Below are 18,365 nucleotides of genomic sequence, written 5' to 3'. Positions count from 1 at the left end.
GCCTACCCGGCCGGGCGGCCGCTCAGACCGCCGCGGCGAGCTCCTTGCCGAGGCAGACGGCCAGCGGGTGGTCCTTGTAGTAGCCGAACTTGCGGACCGCCGTGTAGCCCTCGGACTTGTAGAGCGCGATGGCCTCGGGCTGCTGGGTGCCGGTCTCCAGGATGAACCGGGTACGGCCGGCCTCGACCGCGGTCTGCTCCAGGCGGCGCAGCAGCGCCCTGGCCAGGCCGCGGCCGCGGGCGTCCGGGACGACGAACATCCGCTTCAGCTCGGCGTCGCCCTCGCGCAGCGCGTCCGGGCCGCCGGCCTCCTTGGCCCGCCAGCCGCCGCAGGCGACCGGGCGGCCGTCCAGGTAGGCGATCAGGAACAGCCCGGCCGGCGCGTCGAAGTCCTCGGCGTGCATCTCGGTGAAGTCGGGGTCGCCGTAGCGGCGGACGTACTCCTGCTGCACCTCCGCCGACAGTGCCTGGGCGTCGGCGTGGGCGAAGCCGGTGATGCGGAAGTCGACGGTGCCGGTGTCCTGGGTGGCGGTGGTGTCCATGGTTGAAAAGCCTACGATCTCCGCTCAGCGAGCCTCGAACCGGGCGACCAGGTCCTCCTTGCCGAACATCCGGGCGGTGTCGAGGGCGCTCGGGGTGCCGGCCTGCGGGTCGGCGCCGCCGGCCAGCAGGGCGGCGAGCACGTCCTCGGCGCCCTTGAAGACGGCGCCGGCCAGCGGGGTCTGGCCGCGGTCGTTGGCGAGGTTCGGGTCGGCGCCGTGCCGGAGCAGCGTCTCGACGGTGGCGGCGTGGCCGTGGTACGCGGCGAGCATGACGAGGGTGTCGCCGCGGTCGTTGGTGAGGTCGGCCGGGGCGCCGGCGTCCAGGTAGGCGGCCAGGGTGTCGGTCGCCCCGGCCCGGGCGGCGTCGAAGATCTTCCCGGCCAGCGCGATCACCTCGGCGTCGGGGGCGTCGGGGGCGTCGGCGGGCTGCTGGCTGGCGGCGTCGGTCATGGCGGGCGGCCTTTCCGGTCGGGTCGTCGGGCGGTCTCGGGGCTGCGCCCAGGGCACGGTAGCGGCCGCTGCCGGAGCGGGCCAGCCGGTGTCCGTGATCCGGATGACGGTCGGGGCCCGCGACGACACGCGGCCACGCGGGTCGCGCAGCCATTCGAGCGAACTTCCCGGACCCCCCGGAAGCTTCCCGCCCACCCCCCGGGAATGCCTTGACGCACCGAATCCCACGGCGACCGGTCCCCACCCCCGCCGGTTCGCATACCGCCGTCCGGCGTCCGGAACGGTATTGAACGGCAGAACCACCCATTTGCCCCGTTCCATCATCTATTACTTTTTGTCACGATTAACGCACTTTCCGTAACACCCCCCGCTTGTCCCCCCTCCCGAGGAGCGGATCGTGATCCTCTCGATTTCCGGCATCGTCCTGTTTGGCACCATCGCCTTTCTCTTCTTCCGCCGGGACGGACTGAAGGTCTCCCACGCCATCGTCTGCGCCCTGCTCGGCTTCTACATCGCCGGCTCGTCGATCGCCCCCAGCATCACCGCGGGCGGCGCCAGCCTCGCGAGCCTGCTCAGCGGCATCAGGTTCTAGCCGCTGCCACTCCCCCGTACCGGCCCGGGCGCGGATCCCACCGCCCCCGGGCCCCGTCGTACCCCACTTCCGCACCCCGCCCGTCGCACCCCACCCGTCCCACTCGCCCGGGGAGTCAAGGAATGCCGCTCCACCGCCACCTCAGCAAGGGCCGCGAGATCGCCCGGACCGCCGGGGACCACGCCTCCGACATGTTCGCCCCGCTCTCCGTCATCGGGCGCGGCATGCGCCACCACGCCGCCTGGGCCAAGGGCCGCTGGCAGGCCACCCCCAAGGAGCGCCGCGGTCCGACGGTCTTCCTGACCGCCGCGATGCTGGTCGGCATCTACCTGCTGCCGCACGGCCTGCTGTTCGCCCTGATCGCCCTGATGGCCAGCGCCGCCTGGGCCGGCCGGGGCCCCAAGGGGCCGTCCGCCCCGCCCGCGCCGGACGTCGCCGACGTCAAGCTCGGCGCCCTCTACGCCGCGCTCACCCCGTACCTGTGCGGCCCCGAGGACGCCAACCCGCTGTACCACTTCGAGGGCAGCTACAAGAACGCCTTCGGCTCCTGGGAGTTCGACGGCGAGGGCCGGCTCTCCCGGCTGGAGCTCGACTACCCGGCCTACTTCACCGACACCGAGCCGGCCGCCCGGGCCCGGATCGAGCAGGTCGTCCAGGGCAAGGCGGGCCGGGCCCGCGAGTACCGCTTCGACTGGGACGAGGAGTCCAACCGGCTGCGGATCGCCGCACTCGCCCCGCTGCCCACCGACGTCGTCGCCCAGCGCTTCGTGGCCGCCCCCGGCGAGATCGTGCTGGGCTTCACCGACGAGGACGGCTCCGCCCGGACCATCCCGGTCACCCAGGGCGGCACGACCGTCCCGCAACCGCCGGTGGTCTGGCGCGCCGGCCCGCGCTCCTCCGAGCCGCACCTGCTGGCGCTCGGCGTCACCGGCTACGGCACGTCCAGCCTGCTCCGCTCGATCGCGCTGCAGGCCCTCCCGTACGCCGACCTGGTGGTGGTCGACGGCGCGGGCACCGGGGAGCACGCCTGCCTGGTGAACCGGCCCGGCGTGCACACCGTGGAGACCAGCCTGCACGGCGCCCTGGCCGCCCTGGAGTGGGCCGCCCAGGAGACCGACCGCCGGCTCACCGCGCTCAACGCCGCCCGGCACGCCGGCTCCGCCCCGCCCGAGGACGCCACCCGGCCGCTCTGGCTGCTGCTGGACCACCCGACCGAGCTGAGCGAGCTCGCCCAGGCCGAGGGCCGCCCCGACCCCCAGGACCTGCTGGAGCTCCCGCTGCGGCACGGCCGGGCCGCCCGGGTCACCGTGGTGATCGCCGACGACATGGAGGCCCGGGACCGGATCACCCCGACCGTCCGCGCCACCACCCGGGCCCGCGTGGTGCTCGGCCCGGCCGGCCCGGACGACAGCCGCGCCGCGCTCGGCGCACCGCTGGACATCGTGCCCGCCGCACAGGCCCCGGTCGGCCGCGGCTACGCTCGGATCGGCAACGGCACCCCGGTCCGGCTGCAGGTGCCCGCCACCGTCGACCCGCTGGACGACGAGGCCCCGGCCCAGCTGCGGGACGCGGTCATCGCCCTGCTGCCGCACCGCGACACCCGCACCGAGGCGGCCGCCGGCGTGCCGCCCCGCCCGGAGCGCCCGCCGCTGGTCGCCCCCGCCGATCCGGCCCCGCAGTCCCGTCCGGTCGACCTGGCCAAGGGCGAACCGATGATCCGCTCGCGCCCGATCTCCTGACCCGCCACGGCTCCGGATCGGGTCGGGGCCGGGGGCGGCGGAGGCTGTCGAAACCCGTCCCGGTAGGCTCGTCACAGAAAGTCCGCACGATCACCAGATGTGAAATAGGTGACACCTGGGGTGATATCACCGGCCAGATGTGACAAATCGGGCGCAGGTGGGTACAAACAGGGGCGGCACAACAGACGACGCATGTCCCGGGACGGGAATCTTCGTCGGAAGCCGAGCGTTGACCGAACGACGAAGAACAGCGACCACTAGTCCTGTGGGCCATAAGCCCGGGAGGCACGATTCATGAGCGAGCGAGCTCTCCGCGGCACGCGACTCGGGGCCACTAGCTACGAGACCGACCGTGGTATCGATCTGGCTCCCCGCCAGACCGTCGAGTACGCATGTCAGAACGGACACCGATTCGAGGTTCCTTTCTCGGTCGAGGCGGAGATCCCCTCGACCTGGGAATGTCGCTTCTGTGGCCAGGAAGCAGCACTTCTCGACGGTGACGAGCCGGAGGAGAAGAAGACCAAGCCGACGCGCACCCATTGGGACATGCTGATGGAGCGCCGGACGCGCGAGGAGCTGGAGGAGGTGCTGGCCGAGCGGCTGGCCGTGCTCCGCTCCGGAGGGATGAACCTCGCGGTACACCCGCGGGACACCCGCAAGAGCGCCTGACATCGCTCCCGCCCCGCGCGGGAGGACGCGAAAAGGGACCCTGGTTTCCAGGGTCCCTTTCGCGTTGTCCACGCTCGGGTGGCTGACGGCTCGGGTGGCTCGGCTGAGGCTCAGGGCCAACTGGCCCGCGGCCGGGTGGCCCCGAGCCGTCCCCGTCCGAGGGGCCGACGGCCCGCGTCAGCCGGTGATCGGCGGACGGTAGGTGGTGTCCGGGCCCTGCGGGCCGCGCGGGCCGGCCTCCGGCTCGACGACCTCGCCCTGGATCACCTTGCCGTCCGGGCGGTGGATGCGCAGCTGCTCCTGCAGCCGCACGGCGTCCGCGAGCGGGCCGGCGCCGACGACGCCGGTGCTGTGCAGCGCCTTGTCGGTGAGCCGGCGCCCGGCCGCCCGCCACAGCGCCCGGGTGGGCGGGAACAGCAGGGTCAGGGCCACCAGGTCCGACAGGAAGCCGGGGACGATCAGCAGGACGCCCGCCAGCACCGTCATGCTGGTGCCGGTCTGCGGCTGCTCGGACTGCGGGTCCTTGCTCTGCTCGATCGCCGCCGACAGCGCCTTCAGCCCGGCCCTCTTGATCACCGAGCCGCCGATCAGGGCGCCCGCGATGAGCAGCAGCAGGACGGTGAGCCCGCCCAGCCACGAGCCGACCTGGACCAGCAGCCAGATCTCCAGCACCAGCCAGGCGGTGATCAGCAACGGCAGCACCCGGCGGAGCCTTCCGCGCGGGGCCGGACGGGTGGGGGCAGCTTGCTGGGTCACGGTACGAATCCACTCCAGGCGGTGCTCTGCGCGCCGCACGGGAGGTCCGGGCCGGCTACGGCACCACCTGGTCCAACGAATCCTGCTCGGCCGGTGTTCCGGCGGCGGCCTTCCTGCGGCGTCCGACCAGCACTCCGGCGGCGCAGGCCAGCAGGCCGCCGATCGCCAGCGTCCACTCCGGGGCGACGCCGACCCGGTCGGCCACCGTGGTGCCGTCGCGCAGCGGGACGGTCGCCGACAGCTCGGCGGGGGTCAGCTCCTCGGTGCGCTGCTGGACGGTGCCGTCCGGGGAGATCACCGCGCTGATGCCGCTGGTGGCGGCGATCAGCACCGCCCGGCCGTGTTCGACGGCCCGCAGCCGGCTCATCGCGAGCTGCTGCTCGGGCTGCCCGGTCCTGGCGTAGGTCGCGTTGTTGGTCTGGACGACCAGGACGCGGGCGCCGCTGTCCACGGTGTCGCGGACGATCTCGTCGTAGGCCACCTCGAAGCAGATGACGTCGCCGATCCGGGCCGGGCCGAGCTGCATCACGCCGTTGTGGTCGCCGGGGTAGAAGTCCCGGGCGACCCGCTGGAGGCGGGTGATCACCTTCATCAGCTGGGCGCGGAAGGGGACGTACTCGCCGAACGGGACGGGGTGCTGCTTGGTGTAGGAGGCGCCGGGGCCGGTCTGCGGGTCCCAGACGATGCCCTCGTTCTGGACGTGCTGCGCGTCCGGGCCGTCCACCAGGGTGCCGACCAGGGTGGGCACGCCGACCGCCTTGACGGCCTCGTCGATGCGCTCCCGGGCCAGTGGGTCGCTGAACGGGTCGAGGTCGGAGGAGTTCTCCGGCCAGATCACGACGTCGGGGCGCTCGACCTTGCCGGCCGCGATGTCGGCGGCGAGGCGCTCGGTGGCCGAGGCGTGGTTGTTGAGGACCATCATCGGGCGGCCGAGGAAGTCCATGCCCGGGTTGGGCACGTTGCCCTGGACGATGGCGACCTTCACGGTGTCGGCCGCGGCGGTGGGCACCGGGACGAGGTAGCCGCAGAGCAGCGCGGCGACCGCGCCGAGCGCCGCCAGCGCGGCCGCCTTCGGGGCCTTGGCCGGCCCGCGCAGGCGCAGGACGGCCCAGGCGAGCAGGGCGCCGGAGAGGGCGACCGCGAAGGTCACCAGCGGCGCGCCGCCGAGCGCGGCCAGCGGGGTGTACGGGGTGGCGGTGTTGGCGAAGGCGAGCCGGCCCCAGGGGAAGCCGCCGAGCGGCAGCCGGTCACGGGCCCATTCCTGGGTGATCCAGAGGCAGGCCGCCCACAGCGGCCAGCCGGGCAGCCGGGAGGTGACGGCCAGTGCGCCGCCGAGCAGGGCCAGGAACAGCGCCTCGACGACGGACAGCCCGACCGTGGCGTCCCAGCCGACCACCCGCAGCCAGCTGAGCAGCATCAGGAAGAACGGCAGGCCGAAGGCGAAGCCCGTCCACAGGCCCTCGCGGAATGTGCGGCCCCGGGTGAGCAGCGAGAGCGCGGCGACGCCGAGCAGGGACAGCGGCCAGAGGTCGTACGGCGGGAAGGCGAGGGCGAGCAGCAGGCCGGCCAGCGCCGCCAGGCCCGTCCGGGGCAGCCCGGCCCGCACCTTGGCGACGGCACGGGCGCCGCGGCCCGGTCGGGGCGCCGGCTCCTGGGACTCGGGTGCGGTCCCGGACCGCTCCTGGGTGACGGGAATGGCCACCGGCGCACCATCTTCCTGGGGCTTGCTGTTCGGACGCTGTGCGAAGAAGGTACCCCGGAACGACGGTGGGACGTGCGGTGAGGGTGGTAGGGCCCGGCCGTACCCGCGGCCCCTCGCGTGGTCAGCGCTCGGAGTAGCGGACCGGGCCCAACGGCCAGTGCCCGGCGAGCCAGGCGGAGACGGCTCGGTACAGGGGGGCGTCCAGGTGGGCCCGGTCGGCGCGGACCCAGGAGCTGACGGTGACCGCGGCCGGGTCCTCGCGGTCCGGGTAGATGTAGACGCAGCCGATCACCTCGTCCCGGTCCGGCTCCAGGACGGTGTAGGTGAAGCCGGTGCGCGCGGCGAAGTCGGCGGCGTGGCGGCGCAGGTCGGCGAGGTTGCGCTCCGGCGGCATCCCGTCGGTGGGCGGCCAGTCCCGGCCGACGAAGCCGGGGGTGGCCCGGATGTGGTCGATGCTGCCGGTCCAGGCGGCGTGGTCGGAGGCGTTGTGCTGCTCGCCCAGGGGTTCCAGGCGGAACTCCGGGGCGAGCAGCTCGCGTGGGACGGCGAAGTCCGCGGGTACCAGCGGGTGGGTCGTCATGGTGATCAACCTACGGGGCGGTGCGCCGCCGCTTCACCTCGTTATCGCTGGTGGCCCGTCAGCGCCGGTGGACCGCCGACGCCGGTGGACTGTCAGCACGGGTGGGCCCGTCAGCGCTGGTGGACCGTGCGGCCGCGGACCACCGTGCGCAGGCAGGTCGGCAGCGGGTGGCCCGGGGTGAGGTCGGGCAGGCCGGGGGTGCCGGAGCGCGGGTCGGTGGACCAGCCGGCCACCCGGGAGTCGGGGGCCTGGACGACCAGGTCGCCGGCGGCCCAGACCGCGTAGCTGGCGACCGCGCCGGGCACCAGCACCCCGTCCTGGTCGCGGCCGATCGCGCGCCAGCCGCCGCGGGTGTGGGCGGTGAAGGCGGCGCGCACCGAGATCCGGTGGTCCAGGGTCCGGTGGAAGGCCGCCGCGCGGACGGTGCCCCAGGGGTCGAGCGGGGTGACCGGGGCGTCCGAGCCGAAGGCCAGCGGGACGCCGGCCCGCAGCAGGGCCGCGAAGGGGTTGAGGGTGGCGGCCCGCTCGGCGCCCAGGCGCTGGACGTACATACCCTCCGGGCCGCCCCAGGCGGCGTCGAAGGCGGGCTGGACGGAGGCGGTGAGGCCGAGTTCGGCGAAGGCGGCGATGGACTTGTCATCCAGCGCCTCGGCGTGCTCGACGCGGTGGCGCAGGGCCTTGACCCGGCCGGCGCCGACCCGTTCGCCGGCCGCCCGGACACCCTCGATGACGGCGGCCACGGCCGCGTCGCCGATGGCGTGGAAGCCGGCCTGCAGCCCGGCCTCGGTGCAGGCGGTGACGTGGTCCGCGACCTGCCCGGCGGTCAGATAGGCGGTGCCGGTGTGCTCGGCGTCCGCGTACGGGGTGTGCAGGCAGGCGGTGCGCGAGCCGATCGCGCCGTCCACGAAGAGGTCGCCGCCGGCGCCCACCGCGCCGAGCCGGCGGGCCGTCTCGACCCCGCCCGACTCGCCCCAGTAGCCGAAGACTTCGGGCCCCTCGCCGTCGGCGGCCAGGGCCAGCAGGGCGGCCAGGTCCTGCTCCGAGGAGATCTCCGGGCCGGCGCACTCGTGCAGGGCGCCGATGCCGAGTTCGGCGGCGCGGGCCAGGGTGGCGCGCTGGGCGCGGCGGCGCTGCTCGGGGGTGAGGCGGGCGAGCGCGGTCTGCCGGACGGCGTGGTGGGCGTCCTTGGTGAGCGGGCCCTCGGGGTCGTGCCCGGGCCGCCCGGCCAGGCCCTCGGTGAGGGTGCGCAGCGCGGTGGTGGCGAGCGCGGAGTGCACGTCGGTGCGGGAGAGGTAGAGCGCGGCGCCCCGGGCGGCCGCGTCGAGTTCGGCGAGCGTGGGCGGGCGGCCCTCGGGCCAGCCGGTCTCGTCCCAGCCGTGGCCGATCAGCACCCCGCCGGACTCGGACCGGGCGTCGACGAAGGCGGTGACGGCTTCCAGGGCGGCGGCCAGCGAGGGGCTGCCGGTGAGGTCGAGGCCGGTGAGCGCCAGACCGGTGGCGGTGGCGTGCACGTGGGCGTCCACGAAGGCGGGGGTGACCAGGGCGCCGTCCAGCTCCACGATCTCGTCGACGGTCGCGGCGTACGCCTCGGCGGCGCCGTCGCTGCCGACCCAGGCGATGTGCTCGCCCTCCACGAGCATCGCGGTGGCGAAGGGGTCGGCGGGGCTGTAGACGGCGCCGCCGCGCAGCAGGACGGTCCGTGGGGTGCGTTCGGTCATGCCGCTAAGTCTGCACCTCGGCTGTTCGGGCTCAGAGCTTCGGGGGTCGCGCCTCGTACGGGGTGGAGAGCACGACGGTGGTGCGGGTGGACACGCCGGCGGCGCTGCGGATGCGGGCGAGCAGGTCCTCGAGGTCGCCGGGGGCGCCGACACGGACCTTGAGGATGTAGTTCTCGTCGCCGGCGACGCTGTGGCAGGCCTCGATCTCGGGCAGGCCGGCCAGGCGTTCGGGGGTGTCGTCCGGCGCGCTGGGGTCGAACGGCTTGACCGAGATGAACGCGGTCAGCGCCAGGTCGACGGCGTCGGGGTCGATGATCGCGGTGTAGCCGCGGATCACCCCGCGCTGTTCGAGGCGGCGCACGCGCTGGTGCACCGCCGAGGTGGACAGGCCGGTGGCCTTGCCCAGGTCCGTGTAGCTCATCCGGCCGTCCTCGAGGAGCAGCTGGACGATGCGTTGGTCGAGATCCTCCACAGTCCGCAAACCTACCCGGTCGGGAGCACGGGGGGCGCACGAGGTGGCACGGAGAGGGATTGCAGGTGCCACGCGGGCACGTGCCGGGCGCATGTGGCAGCCGGTGTGGCCAAGGACACACCCGGTGCATCACGGTGCACACCACCGCAGGATTATGAGTCCGGATCACAGGGAAGTGCTGGTTGTGGCCCTGGATGACCACGCCGGGCCCGATCCTAGGGGGATCCTCATGCCTGCTACTGACCAGCGCGTGCTGGGCGCCGACGAGACCGACGATATGACCGGCCGCGACGACCTCGCGGTCGACCACGCGCCGGGCACCGACCCCGGCGAGGCCGAGACCTGGGAGATCTTCCGGGTCAACTGCCCCGAGTGCCGCCGCCCGATCGGCCTGGTGTCGGACGAGGAGCGGCTGCCGCAGCACGCCCTGCTGCCGACCGCCTGGAACCCCTTCGCCCCCGCGATCTGCCCCGGTTCGGGCGCGCCCACCGACGACCTGGCCGAGGTGGAGGCTCCCGAGGACACCGAACCGGCCGGGTTCGACGCGCTGTTCAAGCTCCCGAACGAACTGGACTGGCGCACCCAGCCGTTCTCGCACGCGGTGGCGCACCGTCCGGTGCGGATCGCGGCGGTCGACCCGGCGGTGCCCCCCATCCCCTCGACCCCGACCGTCGCCGCACTCTGCTCCATCCCGGAGCAGCGCCGCCGGCTCGTCCGACGCTGACCATCCGCCCCGAGCACGCGAGTTGACGATCCGTCAGGAACGCCTCCGGCCGTCACTCCGCACCCTGGAGTGACGGCCGGAGGCCGTTGGGGGGAAGGCTCGGGCCTTCGGCGGCGGTTTTCGGCGATCACCGGGCCTTCGGCGGCCACCAGGCCTTCGGCGGGCGTCAGCCCTTCGTGAGGTGGCGGCCGATCACCAGGCGCTGGATCTGGTTGGTGCCCTCGACGATCTGCAGCACCTTGGCCTCGCGCATGAAGCGCTCGGCCGGGAAGTCCTGGGTGTAGCCGTAGCCGCCGAGCACCTGGACGGCGTCGGTGGCCACCCGCATCGCCGCGTCGGTGCAGAACAGCTTGGCCATCGCCGCCTCCTTGGAGAACGACCGGCCCGCGTCCTTCAGGCGCGCGGCGGACAGGTAGAGCGAGCGGCCGGCCTCGATCTGGGTGGCCATGTCGGCGAGCATGAAGGACAGGCCCTGGAACTCGGCGATCGGGCGGCCGAACTGGCGCCGGGTGCGCGCGTAGTCGACCGCGAGGTCGAGCGCGGCCTGGGCGACGCCGATCGCGCAGGCGGCGATGCCGAGGCGGCCGGAGTCCAGCGCGGCGAGCGCGATCTGGAAGCCCTGGCCCTCCTCGCCGACCAGCCGCTCGCGGGGAACCCGGGCGCCGTCGAAGTGCAGCTGGGCGGTCGGCGAGGAGCGCATGCCCATCTTGTGCTCCGGCGGGGCCGCCGACAGGCCCTGCTGGGTGCCGGGGACCAGCAGGCAGCTGATGCCCTTGGCGCCCGCGCCGCCAGTGCGCACCATGGCGCTGTAGAAGTCCGCCTGCCCGCCGTGGGTGATCCACGCCTTGGTGCCGTTCACCACGTACGCCTCGCCGTCGAGGTCGGCGCGGGTGCGCAGCGCGGCCGCGTCCGAGCCGGACTGCGGCTCGGAGAGGCAGTAGGCGCCGAGCTGCTCACCGGAGAGCATGCCGGGCAGCCACGTGTCGCGCTGCTCGTCGGTGCCGAAGGTGGCCAGCGCGTGGCAGGACAGGGTGTGCACGCTGACACCGAGGCCGATGGCCAGCCAGCCGGCCGCCAGCTCCTCCAGCACCTGCAGGTACACCTCGTAGGGCTGCTCGCCGCCGCCGTACTTCTCGTCGTACGGGAGGGAGAGCAGGCCGGCCTCGCCGAGGGTGCGGAAGACCTCCCGCGGGAAGCGGCCGGCGGACTCGTCCTCCGCGGCACGCGGCTGCAGCTCGCGCTGCACCAGGTCCCGGGTGAGGCTCAGCAGCTCGCGGGCCTCCTCGCTGGGCAGCTGGCGCTCCACGGCTTTCACAGGGGAGGGGGTCATGGCGGCGGTCGCCTCCTCGATTGGGCGCCGGGCCGAGGTGTTGGCGGGTGCGGCGCAGATGGGGCACGACCGACCGACCGGCACCGGGTTGCGGTGAACGGCCGTTCACAGTCGTGGCGAAGCGAGTATGCCCGAAACCCGCGCTGCCGTCACGACCTGCACAGATGAACTGTCCGCAGTGGTGGGATACGGCACCGTAGGGTTGACGATGTGGCTGCTTCCGGTACCTCCTCCCCCGCTCGGCCCTCCTCCGCCGCACGGCACACTCCCGGCGACGGGCTGAGCGCCCTCGCGGCCGAGCTGCGCGCGCTGCCGCCGTCCTGCGGTCCGGTGCGGCTGGTCGCGGTGGACGGGCACGCCGGCTCCGGCAAGACGACCTTCGCCGGCCGGCTGGCGGCGGCGCTCGGCGGGGCGCCGGTGGTCCACCTGGACGACCTGGCCACGCACGAGGAGCTCTTCGAGTGGACCGGGCGGCTGCGCGAGCAGGTGCTGGAGCCGCTGTCGGCCGGGCGGGACGCCGCGTACCGGGTGTACGACTGGTCGCTGCGCCGCTTCGCGGGCACGGCCGAGGTGCCGGTCGCCCCGGTGGTGCTGGTGGAGGGGGTCGGCGCCGGGCGGCGGGCGGTGCGGCCGTGGCTGGCCCGGGTGGTCTGGATGGAGCTGGACGCCGACGCGGCCCGTCGGCGCGGCGAGGAGCGGGACGGTCCGGATCTGGCCGAGTTCTGGGCGGGCTGGGCCCGGGCCGAATCGGCGCATTTCGCCGCCGACCCGAGTCGTCCGTACGCCGCGACGCACGTCGACGGGGTGACCGGCCGGATCGTGCCGGGCACCGTCGGTGAACCTTCAACAGTGCCTTGACCTGCGACATCACCAGGACTTAGGTTCTCCTCAGCCGCCGGAACGAAAGCTTCCGGCCGCATCGGACCCGGCGTCCCCGGCTTGTTCCCCCGTGAGCCGGGGGCGCCGTTCGGTCCCCTTCCGAATCTCGCTCCCCCGCCGCTCGTTCCGGTGCCCGGCTGCTCAACAGCCGCTCGCGCGATCGCATTTGACCCTGTGCGGCACCCTTCCGGATCAGCCCCGCGCCGGTACGATTCCTGGCAGGCGCACATGCGCCGCAGGGGGCTCGACGACCACCGGCCAGGCTGGACACAGACGACTCGCCGGCCGAGCCCCGGGCCACACCGCGGGGGGCGTGAGTGACGACGGTGGACAGTTCCGACAACACGGCGGGCAGCCCGGACCGACTCGCCGACCGGGCCTGGATGCGCGCCATGGACGCCTACACGGCCGGCGCCTACGCCCGGGCCGAGGAGGAGTTCCGGGCCGCCGTCCGACTGGACCCTGGCATGGCCGACGCCTGGCTCGGCCTGCACGCGCTGCGCAGCGACACCTCGGCGGCGCTGCTGGCGATGTACCGCAACCAGAAGCGGTTCGGCGAGCAACGGCGGCTGCACCGACGGCCGCTCAGCTCCTGGTACTGGCTGGGCTGGTGGGTGCAGCCCGTCCTCGAGGACGCCCGCGACCTCGCCCTGGCACACGCCTCGCACTGGCTGGACGGCCGCCATCTGGCCGAGCTGGACCGGGCGTTGGAGCAGTGCCCGGCACCCAGCGAGGACCCGGCCGCCCGGTTCCTGTACGCCTGCCGCTCCTATCTGCTCAAGGACTGGGAGCAGCTGATCCGGGACACCGACCGGCTGCTGGACGACCCGCTGCTCGGCATCGAGGCCGGGCTGTTCGCCGGCATGGCACGGGTGCGCCTCGACATGTGCGCGCAGGCCCAGGTGCCGCTGGCCGCCTCACTGGCCCGCTGCCGCTCCGAGCAACCGCAGCGCAAGGAACTGCGGTACTGGCTGGCGCGGGCGTACGAGGGCGCCGGGCGCAGCGCGGCGGCCCTGCCGCTCTACCGGGCGGTGCACCGGGCGGACCCGGCGTTCATGGACACCGCGACGCGGCTGGCCGCCATCTCGGCCGAGGACGCGCTCACGGACGGACTGCTGGCGGACGGACAACCGGCGGACGGGCCGGCGCCAGGCGGGCTGTCGGCGGGCGGGCGTTCGGACGCGGGCGGGGTCGAGAACGACGCACCGGGCGGGCCGGGCGTCGAGGCGGGCTTCCTGGACGACATCGGGTACGTCGCCGGTCCGGGCTACGACGAGGACTTCGGGGACGGGGCCCGGCTGGACGGCGCGACCGTCTCCGGCGACGGCGTGCTGAGCGGCGGGCCCTCGACGGACGCCGGCCTGGTCGGCGGGGGCCCGGCGGCGGAGGTCCTGCCCGACGGGGCGTTGATCGACGGCGTCCTGACCGACGGGGCTCTGCCGGACGGCGCCCTGCCCGGCGGGGCTCTGCCGGACGGCGCCCCACTGGCCACCGGGGAGCGCTCCGGTTCGGGCGCCCCCGTCGGCCCGCTCGGCCCCGCCGCGCCGCCGCCGCTGCCCGTGCGCGGCCAGGCCCAGCCCCGTTCGGCCGCCGCGCCCGCGCCGCGGCCGAACGGTGACGAGCGCGAGTTGGACGCCGCTCTGGCCGAGCTCTCGCTGATGGTCGGCATGGAGCCGGTCAAGCGCCAAGTGCGCGCACTGTCGGCCCAGTTGAGGATGTCGCGACTGCGGGCCGAACAGGGCCTGCCGGTCCAGCCGCCCAAGCGCCACTTCGTCTTCTCCGGCCCCTCCGGCACCGGCAAGACCACCGTGGCCCGCATCCTCGGCCGGGTCTTCCACGCCCTCGGCCTGCTCTCCGGCGACCACCTGGTGGAGGCCCAACGTGCCGATCTGGTGGGCGAGTTCCTCGGACAGACCGCGGTCAAGGCGAACGAGCTGATCGACTCCGCACTGGACGGCGTGCTGTTCATCGACGAGGCGTACAGCCTCTCCAACTCCGGCTACACCAAGGGCGACGCGTACGGCGACGAGGCACTCCAGGTGCTGCTCAAGCGCGCCGAGGACAACCGGGACCGGCTGGTGGTGATCCTGGCCGGCTACCCGGAGGGCATGAACCGGCTGCTCGCCACCAACCCCGGCCTCAACTCCCGCTTCACCACGAGGGTCGACTTCCCGAGCTACCGCCCCGGCGAGCTGACCGCGATCGGAGCCGCGCTGGCCGGCCGGGACGGCGACGGCTGGGACGAGGACGCCGCCGAGGAACTGGCCAGCATCTGCACCCACGTCGTCCGCGAGGGCTGGATCGACGAGCTGGGCAACGGCCGGTTCATCCGCACCCTGTACGAGAAGTCCTGCGCCTACCGGGACCTGCGGCTGTCGCTGCTGCGCGAGCCGCCGGGCCGCGAGGACCTGGCCACGCTGCGGCTGCCGGACCTCGTCCAGGCGTACGGGGAGCTGATCGACGGCCGGGGCTGAGCCCCGCCCCCGGACCGGCCCTGGGTCCCCGGCCGCCCGGCTCAGGCCTTGAGCAACGCGCGCTCAGCCCTTGAGCAGCGCGGCCTCCCGCTCGGGGTCGAGCCCGACCGCGACCCGGTCGGCGCGCTGCGGGGCGGTGCCGCCGATCCCCTGCAGCCAGGCCCAGGTGTCCTCGACCGTCTCCGCCACCGGGCGGCAGCGCAGCCCGGCGCCGACCGCGCGCTCGACCGAGCCGGTGTGCAGGAACTCGTACAGCTCGCCCGGCGCCAGCCAGATCGGCAGCTCGGTCCACGGCTCGACGCCCGCCGCCAGGATCCGCTCGGCGTCGGTCCAGCGCAGTTCGGCGTCCGAGCCGGTGACCCGTACGCCGGCCTCCAGCAGCTCCGCCATGGTGGCGTGCCCGGACGGGCTGACCACGTTGTACGGGCCGCCGAGGCGGGCAGCCGTCGCGTCCAGGGTCCAGGCCGCGAGGTCGCGGGCGTCGATGTACTGCAGGGCCAGCTCGCGCGGCCCGGGGGCGAGCACCGGCCCGCCCTTGGCGATCCGGTTCAGCCACCAGGGCAGCCGGCCGATGTTCTCGTGCGGGCCGAGGATCAGTCCGGCGCGGGCCAGCAGCGCCTGTCCGCCGTACTCCGCCTCCAGAGCCAGCTCGGCGCCGCGCTTGGCCTCGGCGTAGGGCACCTCGCCGGTGAGGTCCGGCGAGGAGGCCACCACCGGCGCCGATTCGGCGGCGTCGGCCACCAGCGGGTAGTCGTACACCGAGCGGCTGGAGACGTACGCGTAGTGGCCGACCCGGCCCTTCAGGGCCCGGGCGCTGTCGCGCACCGCGGCCGGGGCCCAGGACCAGGTGTCCACCACGGCGTCCCACTCCCCCGTCCCGAGCGCCACGAGCCCGTCCTCGGCCGTGCGGTCGCCCTTCAGCACCCGGACGCCCTCGGGGGCGGGCTGCGTGCCGCGGTTGAGCGCCGTCACGTCCCATCCCCGGGCCAGCGCCTCCTCGGCGACGACCCGCCCGACGAACTTGGTTCCACCCAGCAGGAGAAGTCTCATGCCGGCCACTCTCCTCCGAGGACGGCCGGCAGGGAACGGCTGCATGCTCTGGGCAGAATCGCCGGGAGCGGACACGCCGTCAGCGAAACCGGGAACGCCGGGGCGCGACGACCGGCCCTCAGGCGGTGGCGCGGTGGTCCGGGTCGTGCATCTCGCCGATCAGCTCCTCCAGGACGTCCTCCAGCATGACCACGCCGAGCGTGCGCCCGTCCTGGTCCAGCACGGCGGCCAGGTGGCAGGCCGCGCGGCGCATCGCGCCGAGGGCGTCGTCCAGCGGGAGGCCGCCGCGCAGCACCGTGATCGGCCGCCACAGGCGGGCCGGGATCGGCGCCGAGGGGTCCTCCACGTCGAGGATGTCCTTGAGGTGCAGGTAGCCGAGGTAGCCGTGCCCGGCCGGGTCGCCGTCGGTGACCGGGAAGCGCGAGAAGCCGGTGCGCAGGGCGAGCTCCTCGACCGCGGCGGCGGTCGCCTTGGTGTCCACGGTGACCAGTTGCTCGGGCTTGAGCAGCACCTCGGTGACCGGGCGGCGGCCGAGCTCCAGCGCGTCCTCCAGGCGCTCCTGGCGCTCCTCGTCGAGCAGGCCGGCGTCCCGGGAGTCGGCCAGCAGGTACATCAGCTGCTCGGTGGTGAAGACCGACTCGACCTCGTCCTTGGAGTCGACCCGGAACAGCTTCAGCACGCCGTTGGCGAAGGCGTTCAGCAGCCTGATCACCGGGGCGAGCCAGCGGGCCAGCCGGTCCAGCGGCGGGCCCAGCCAGAGCGCGGCCTTCTCCGGACCGGCCATCGCCATGTTCTTCGGCACCATCTCGCCCATCACCATGTGCAGGAACACCACGACGGCGAGCGAGATCCCGTACGAGAGCGGGTGCATCAGGCCGGGCGGGACGCCGATCGCGTGGAACGGCCCCTCCAGCAGGGAGGCGATGGTCGGCTCGGCGAGCGCACCGAGGCCCAGCGAGCAGACGGTGATGCCGAGCTGGGCGGCGGCCAGCATCGCGGAGACGTTGGACAGCGCGTGCAGCACGGTGCGGGCACGCTTGTGCCCGGCCTGCGCGAGCGGCTCGATCTGGCTGCGGCGCACCGACACGACGGCGAACTCGGCGCCGACGAAGAAGGCGTTGCCGAGTAGGAGCAGGAGCGCGACGGCCAGTTGGAGCGCGGTCATCGGGCGTCCTCCCCGTCCTCGCCGAACGACGCGGGCGCGGTGGTCCGGGCCACCCGGACCCGGCTGGTGCGGTGGCGGTCGACACCGGTCACGGTGAGCCGCCAGCCGGGCAGCTCGGCCTGCTCGCCCACCTCGGGGAGCTTGCCGAGCAGGTCGGCGACCAGGCCGGCCAGCGTCTCGTACGGGCCGTCCGGGGCGTTCAGGCCGATGCCCTCCAACTGGTCGATCCGGGCGCGGCCGTCGGCCTCCCAGACCGGCAGGCCGTTGACCGGCGGCAGCGGGAACAGTTCGGGGTGGTCGTCGGGGTCGTGCTCGTCCTGCACCTCGCCGACGATCTCCTCGACGATGTCCTCGACGGTCACGACGCCGGCGGTGCCGCCGTACTCGTCGACCACGATGGCCATCGGCTGGAGCCGGCGCAGCCGTTCGAGCAGCACCTCGGCGGGCAGGGTCTCGGGCACCAGCAGCGGCGGCGAGGACAGCTCGACGACCCGTACCAGGCCGCGTCGGGCGGCCGGGACGGCGAGGGCGTCCTTGAGCGTCACGATGCCGGTGACCTCGTCCAGGCTGTCGGTGTAGACCGGGAAGCGGGACAGGCCGGTGGCCCGGGTCAGGTTGAGGACGTCGGAGGCGGTGGCATCGCGCTGGAGCGCGGCCACGTCGACCCGCGGGGTCATCACGGACTCGGCGGTCAGCTCGCCCAGGCCCAGGGTGCGGACGAACAGGGTCGCCGACTCCTCGTCTATCGCGCCGGCCTTGGCCGAGTGCCGGGCCAGCGAGACCAGCTCGGCCGGGGTCCGGGCGTGGCCCAGCTCCTCCTGCGGCTCGATGCCGAAGGCCCGGACCGTACGGTCGGCGGCGCCGTTGAGGAAGCTGATCAGCGGGCGGCAGACGAAGGAGAAGGCCATGTGCGGGGCGACGACCGCGCGGGCCACCTGCAGCGGGCGGGAGATCGCCCAGTTCTTCGGGACCAGCTCGCCGATCACCATCTGGACGACGGTGGCCAGCACCATGCCGACGACCACGGCGACACCGCGGGCCGCCGAATCGGGCACGCCGAGGCCGGACATGACGGGCGCGAGCAGCGTCGACAGGGCCGGCTCGGCGAGCATGCCGACCACCAGCGAGGTGACGGTGATGCCGAGCTGGGCCCCGGAGAGCTCGAAGGAGAGGTGTCGCAGGGCCCTGGCGACGCGGCCGGACTGGGCGTCGCCCGACTTGGCGGAACGTTCCACCGCCCCGCGCTCGACCGTCACGAAGGCGAACTCGGCGGCCACGAACAGGCCGTTGGCGAGGATCAGGAGAACGGCTGCGAACAACAGCAGCCAGGCGGTGATCACAGTGCCGCCTGCCTTCCGCGGGGCGGAAGTGAGGCGGCGCAGGTACTACCGGACGGATCGTCCATCGAGGGGGAGTGTCACTCCTCAGGTCGGTGCGGTCGGTCGCTTCGGCGGGCGCTGTGGAGGGTCGCTCAGCGCACCCGCTTGGGCGCTCGCTTCAGGGCAGGGCGAACTTTGCCCTGCT

General features: G+C 74.1%; 17 protein-coding genes. 6 read left to right on the top strand and 11 right to left on the bottom strand.

The window, feature by feature from the left end; translation table 11 throughout:
- Positions 1–22: 22 nt before the first annotated feature.
- Both ACZ52J_RS36250 and ACZ52J_RS36245 read right to left on the bottom strand, forming a co-directional pair.
- Positions 23–541, bottom strand: coding sequence for a GNAT family N-acetyltransferase (locus tag ACZ52J_RS36250; protein ID WP_360491708.1), 519 nt, complete (start codon positions 539–541; stop codon positions 23–25).
- 24 nt (positions 542–565) lie between these two features.
- Positions 566–991 (bottom strand): ankyrin repeat domain-containing protein, encoded by a 426-nt coding sequence (locus tag ACZ52J_RS36245; protein ID WP_465624914.1) that lies wholly within the window; start codon positions 989–991, stop codon positions 566–568.
- 397 nt (positions 992–1,388) lie between these two features.
- Here ACZ52J_RS36245 and ACZ52J_RS36240 point away from each other — a divergent pair, with 397 nt between their 5' ends.
- The 3 genes from ACZ52J_RS36240 (at position 1,389) to ACZ52J_RS36230 (ending at position 3,991) form a co-directional block, all read left to right on the top strand.
- Positions 1,389–1,583, top strand: coding sequence for a hypothetical protein (locus ACZ52J_RS36240; protein WP_188300502.1), 195 nt, complete (start codon positions 1,389–1,391; stop codon positions 1,581–1,583).
- 122 nt (positions 1,584–1,705) lie between these two features.
- The gene (locus ACZ52J_RS36235) at positions 1,706–3,322 is read left to right on the top strand and encodes a hypothetical protein (protein ID WP_465624912.1); all 1,617 of its coding nucleotides are present in this window, start codon (positions 1,706–1,708) and stop codon (positions 3,320–3,322) included.
- A 294-nt stretch (positions 3,323–3,616) separates the two neighbouring features.
- Positions 3,617–3,991: an RNA polymerase-binding protein RbpA gene (locus ACZ52J_RS36230; protein WP_188300504.1), complete on the top strand. Its 375-nt coding sequence runs from the start codon at positions 3,617–3,619 to the stop codon at positions 3,989–3,991.
- Between the two features lie 177 nt (positions 3,992–4,168).
- Here ACZ52J_RS36230 and fxsA read toward each other — a convergent pair whose 3' ends face one another.
- The 5 genes from fxsA to ACZ52J_RS36205 all read right to left on the bottom strand — a co-directional run bounded on the left by fxsA (position 4,169) and on the right by ACZ52J_RS36205 (position 9,219).
- Positions 4,169–4,747: an FxsA family membrane protein gene (fxsA, locus tag ACZ52J_RS36225; RefSeq protein ID WP_465624910.1), complete on the bottom strand. Its 579-nt coding sequence runs from the start codon at positions 4,745–4,747 to the stop codon at positions 4,169–4,171.
- Positions 4,748–4,802: 55 nt separating this feature from the next.
- Entirely contained in the window at positions 4,803–6,449 is a 1,647-nt protein-coding gene (lnt, locus tag ACZ52J_RS36220) for an apolipoprotein N-acyltransferase (RefSeq protein WP_465624908.1), read from the bottom strand.
- A gap of 121 nt (positions 6,450–6,570) precedes the next feature.
- A complete protein-coding gene (locus ACZ52J_RS36215; protein WP_465624906.1) occupies positions 6,571–7,029 on the bottom strand; it encodes a GNAT family N-acetyltransferase in 459 nt (152 codons plus the stop codon).
- A gap of 110 nt (positions 7,030–7,139) precedes the next feature.
- On the bottom strand, positions 7,140–8,747 hold the full coding sequence (locus ACZ52J_RS36210) for an amidohydrolase (protein WP_465624904.1): 1,608 nt from the start codon (positions 8,745–8,747) through the stop codon (positions 7,140–7,142).
- A 31-nt stretch (positions 8,748–8,778) separates the two neighbouring features.
- Positions 8,779–9,219, bottom strand: a complete 441-nt coding sequence (locus tag ACZ52J_RS36205) for an Lrp/AsnC family transcriptional regulator (protein ID WP_045694655.1) — start codon at positions 9,217–9,219, stop codon at positions 8,779–8,781.
- A gap of 229 nt (positions 9,220–9,448) precedes the next feature.
- Between ACZ52J_RS36205 and ACZ52J_RS36200 the strand changes: the two genes are divergently transcribed.
- Positions 9,449–9,943 carry a hypothetical protein gene (locus tag ACZ52J_RS36200; RefSeq protein WP_465624902.1) on the top strand — a complete coding sequence of 165 codons (495 nt, stop codon included), beginning with the start codon at positions 9,449–9,451 and terminating at the stop codon, positions 9,941–9,943.
- Between the two features lie 166 nt (positions 9,944–10,109).
- Here ACZ52J_RS36200 and ACZ52J_RS36195 read toward each other — a convergent pair whose 3' ends face one another.
- Complete coding sequence (locus ACZ52J_RS36195; protein WP_465624900.1) at positions 10,110–11,273, bottom strand: acyl-CoA dehydrogenase family protein; 1,164 nt, start codon at positions 11,271–11,273, stop codon at positions 10,110–10,112.
- A gap of 210 nt (positions 11,274–11,483) precedes the next feature.
- Here ACZ52J_RS36195 and ACZ52J_RS36190 point away from each other — a divergent pair, with 210 nt between their 5' ends.
- Positions 11,484–12,131, top strand: coding sequence for a uridine kinase family protein (locus tag ACZ52J_RS36190; protein ID WP_465624898.1), 648 nt, complete (start codon positions 11,484–11,486; stop codon positions 12,129–12,131).
- Between the two features lie 404 nt (positions 12,132–12,535).
- Positions 12,536–14,626 carry an AAA family ATPase gene (locus ACZ52J_RS36185; protein ID WP_465624933.1) on the top strand — a complete coding sequence of 697 codons (2,091 nt, stop codon included), beginning with the start codon at positions 12,536–12,538 and terminating at the stop codon, positions 14,624–14,626.
- A 63-nt stretch (positions 14,627–14,689) separates the two neighbouring features.
- Here ACZ52J_RS36185 and ACZ52J_RS36180 read toward each other — a convergent pair whose 3' ends face one another.
- The 3 genes from ACZ52J_RS36180 to ACZ52J_RS36170 form a co-directional block, all read right to left on the bottom strand.
- Positions 14,690–15,676 carry an NAD-dependent epimerase/dehydratase family protein gene (locus ACZ52J_RS36180; protein WP_465624896.1) on the bottom strand — a complete coding sequence of 329 codons (987 nt, stop codon included), beginning with the start codon at positions 15,674–15,676 and terminating at the stop codon, positions 14,690–14,692.
- Between the two features lie 118 nt (positions 15,677–15,794).
- Positions 15,795–16,841, bottom strand: coding sequence for a hemolysin family protein (locus tag ACZ52J_RS36175; RefSeq protein WP_360491741.1), 1,047 nt, complete (start codon positions 16,839–16,841; stop codon positions 15,795–15,797).
- The gene (locus ACZ52J_RS36170; protein ID WP_360491744.1) at positions 16,838–18,181 is read right to left on the bottom strand and encodes a hemolysin family protein; all 1,344 of its coding nucleotides are present in this window, start codon (positions 18,179–18,181) and stop codon (positions 16,838–16,840) included. Before ACZ52J_RS36170 ends, ACZ52J_RS36175 begins: the two co-directional genes overlap by 4 nt.
- Positions 18,182–18,365: the final 184 nt, after the last annotated feature.

Source organism: Kitasatospora sp. NPDC034035 (assembly GCF_055575755.1).
This window is presented reverse-complemented; position numbering and strand designations above follow the sequence as displayed.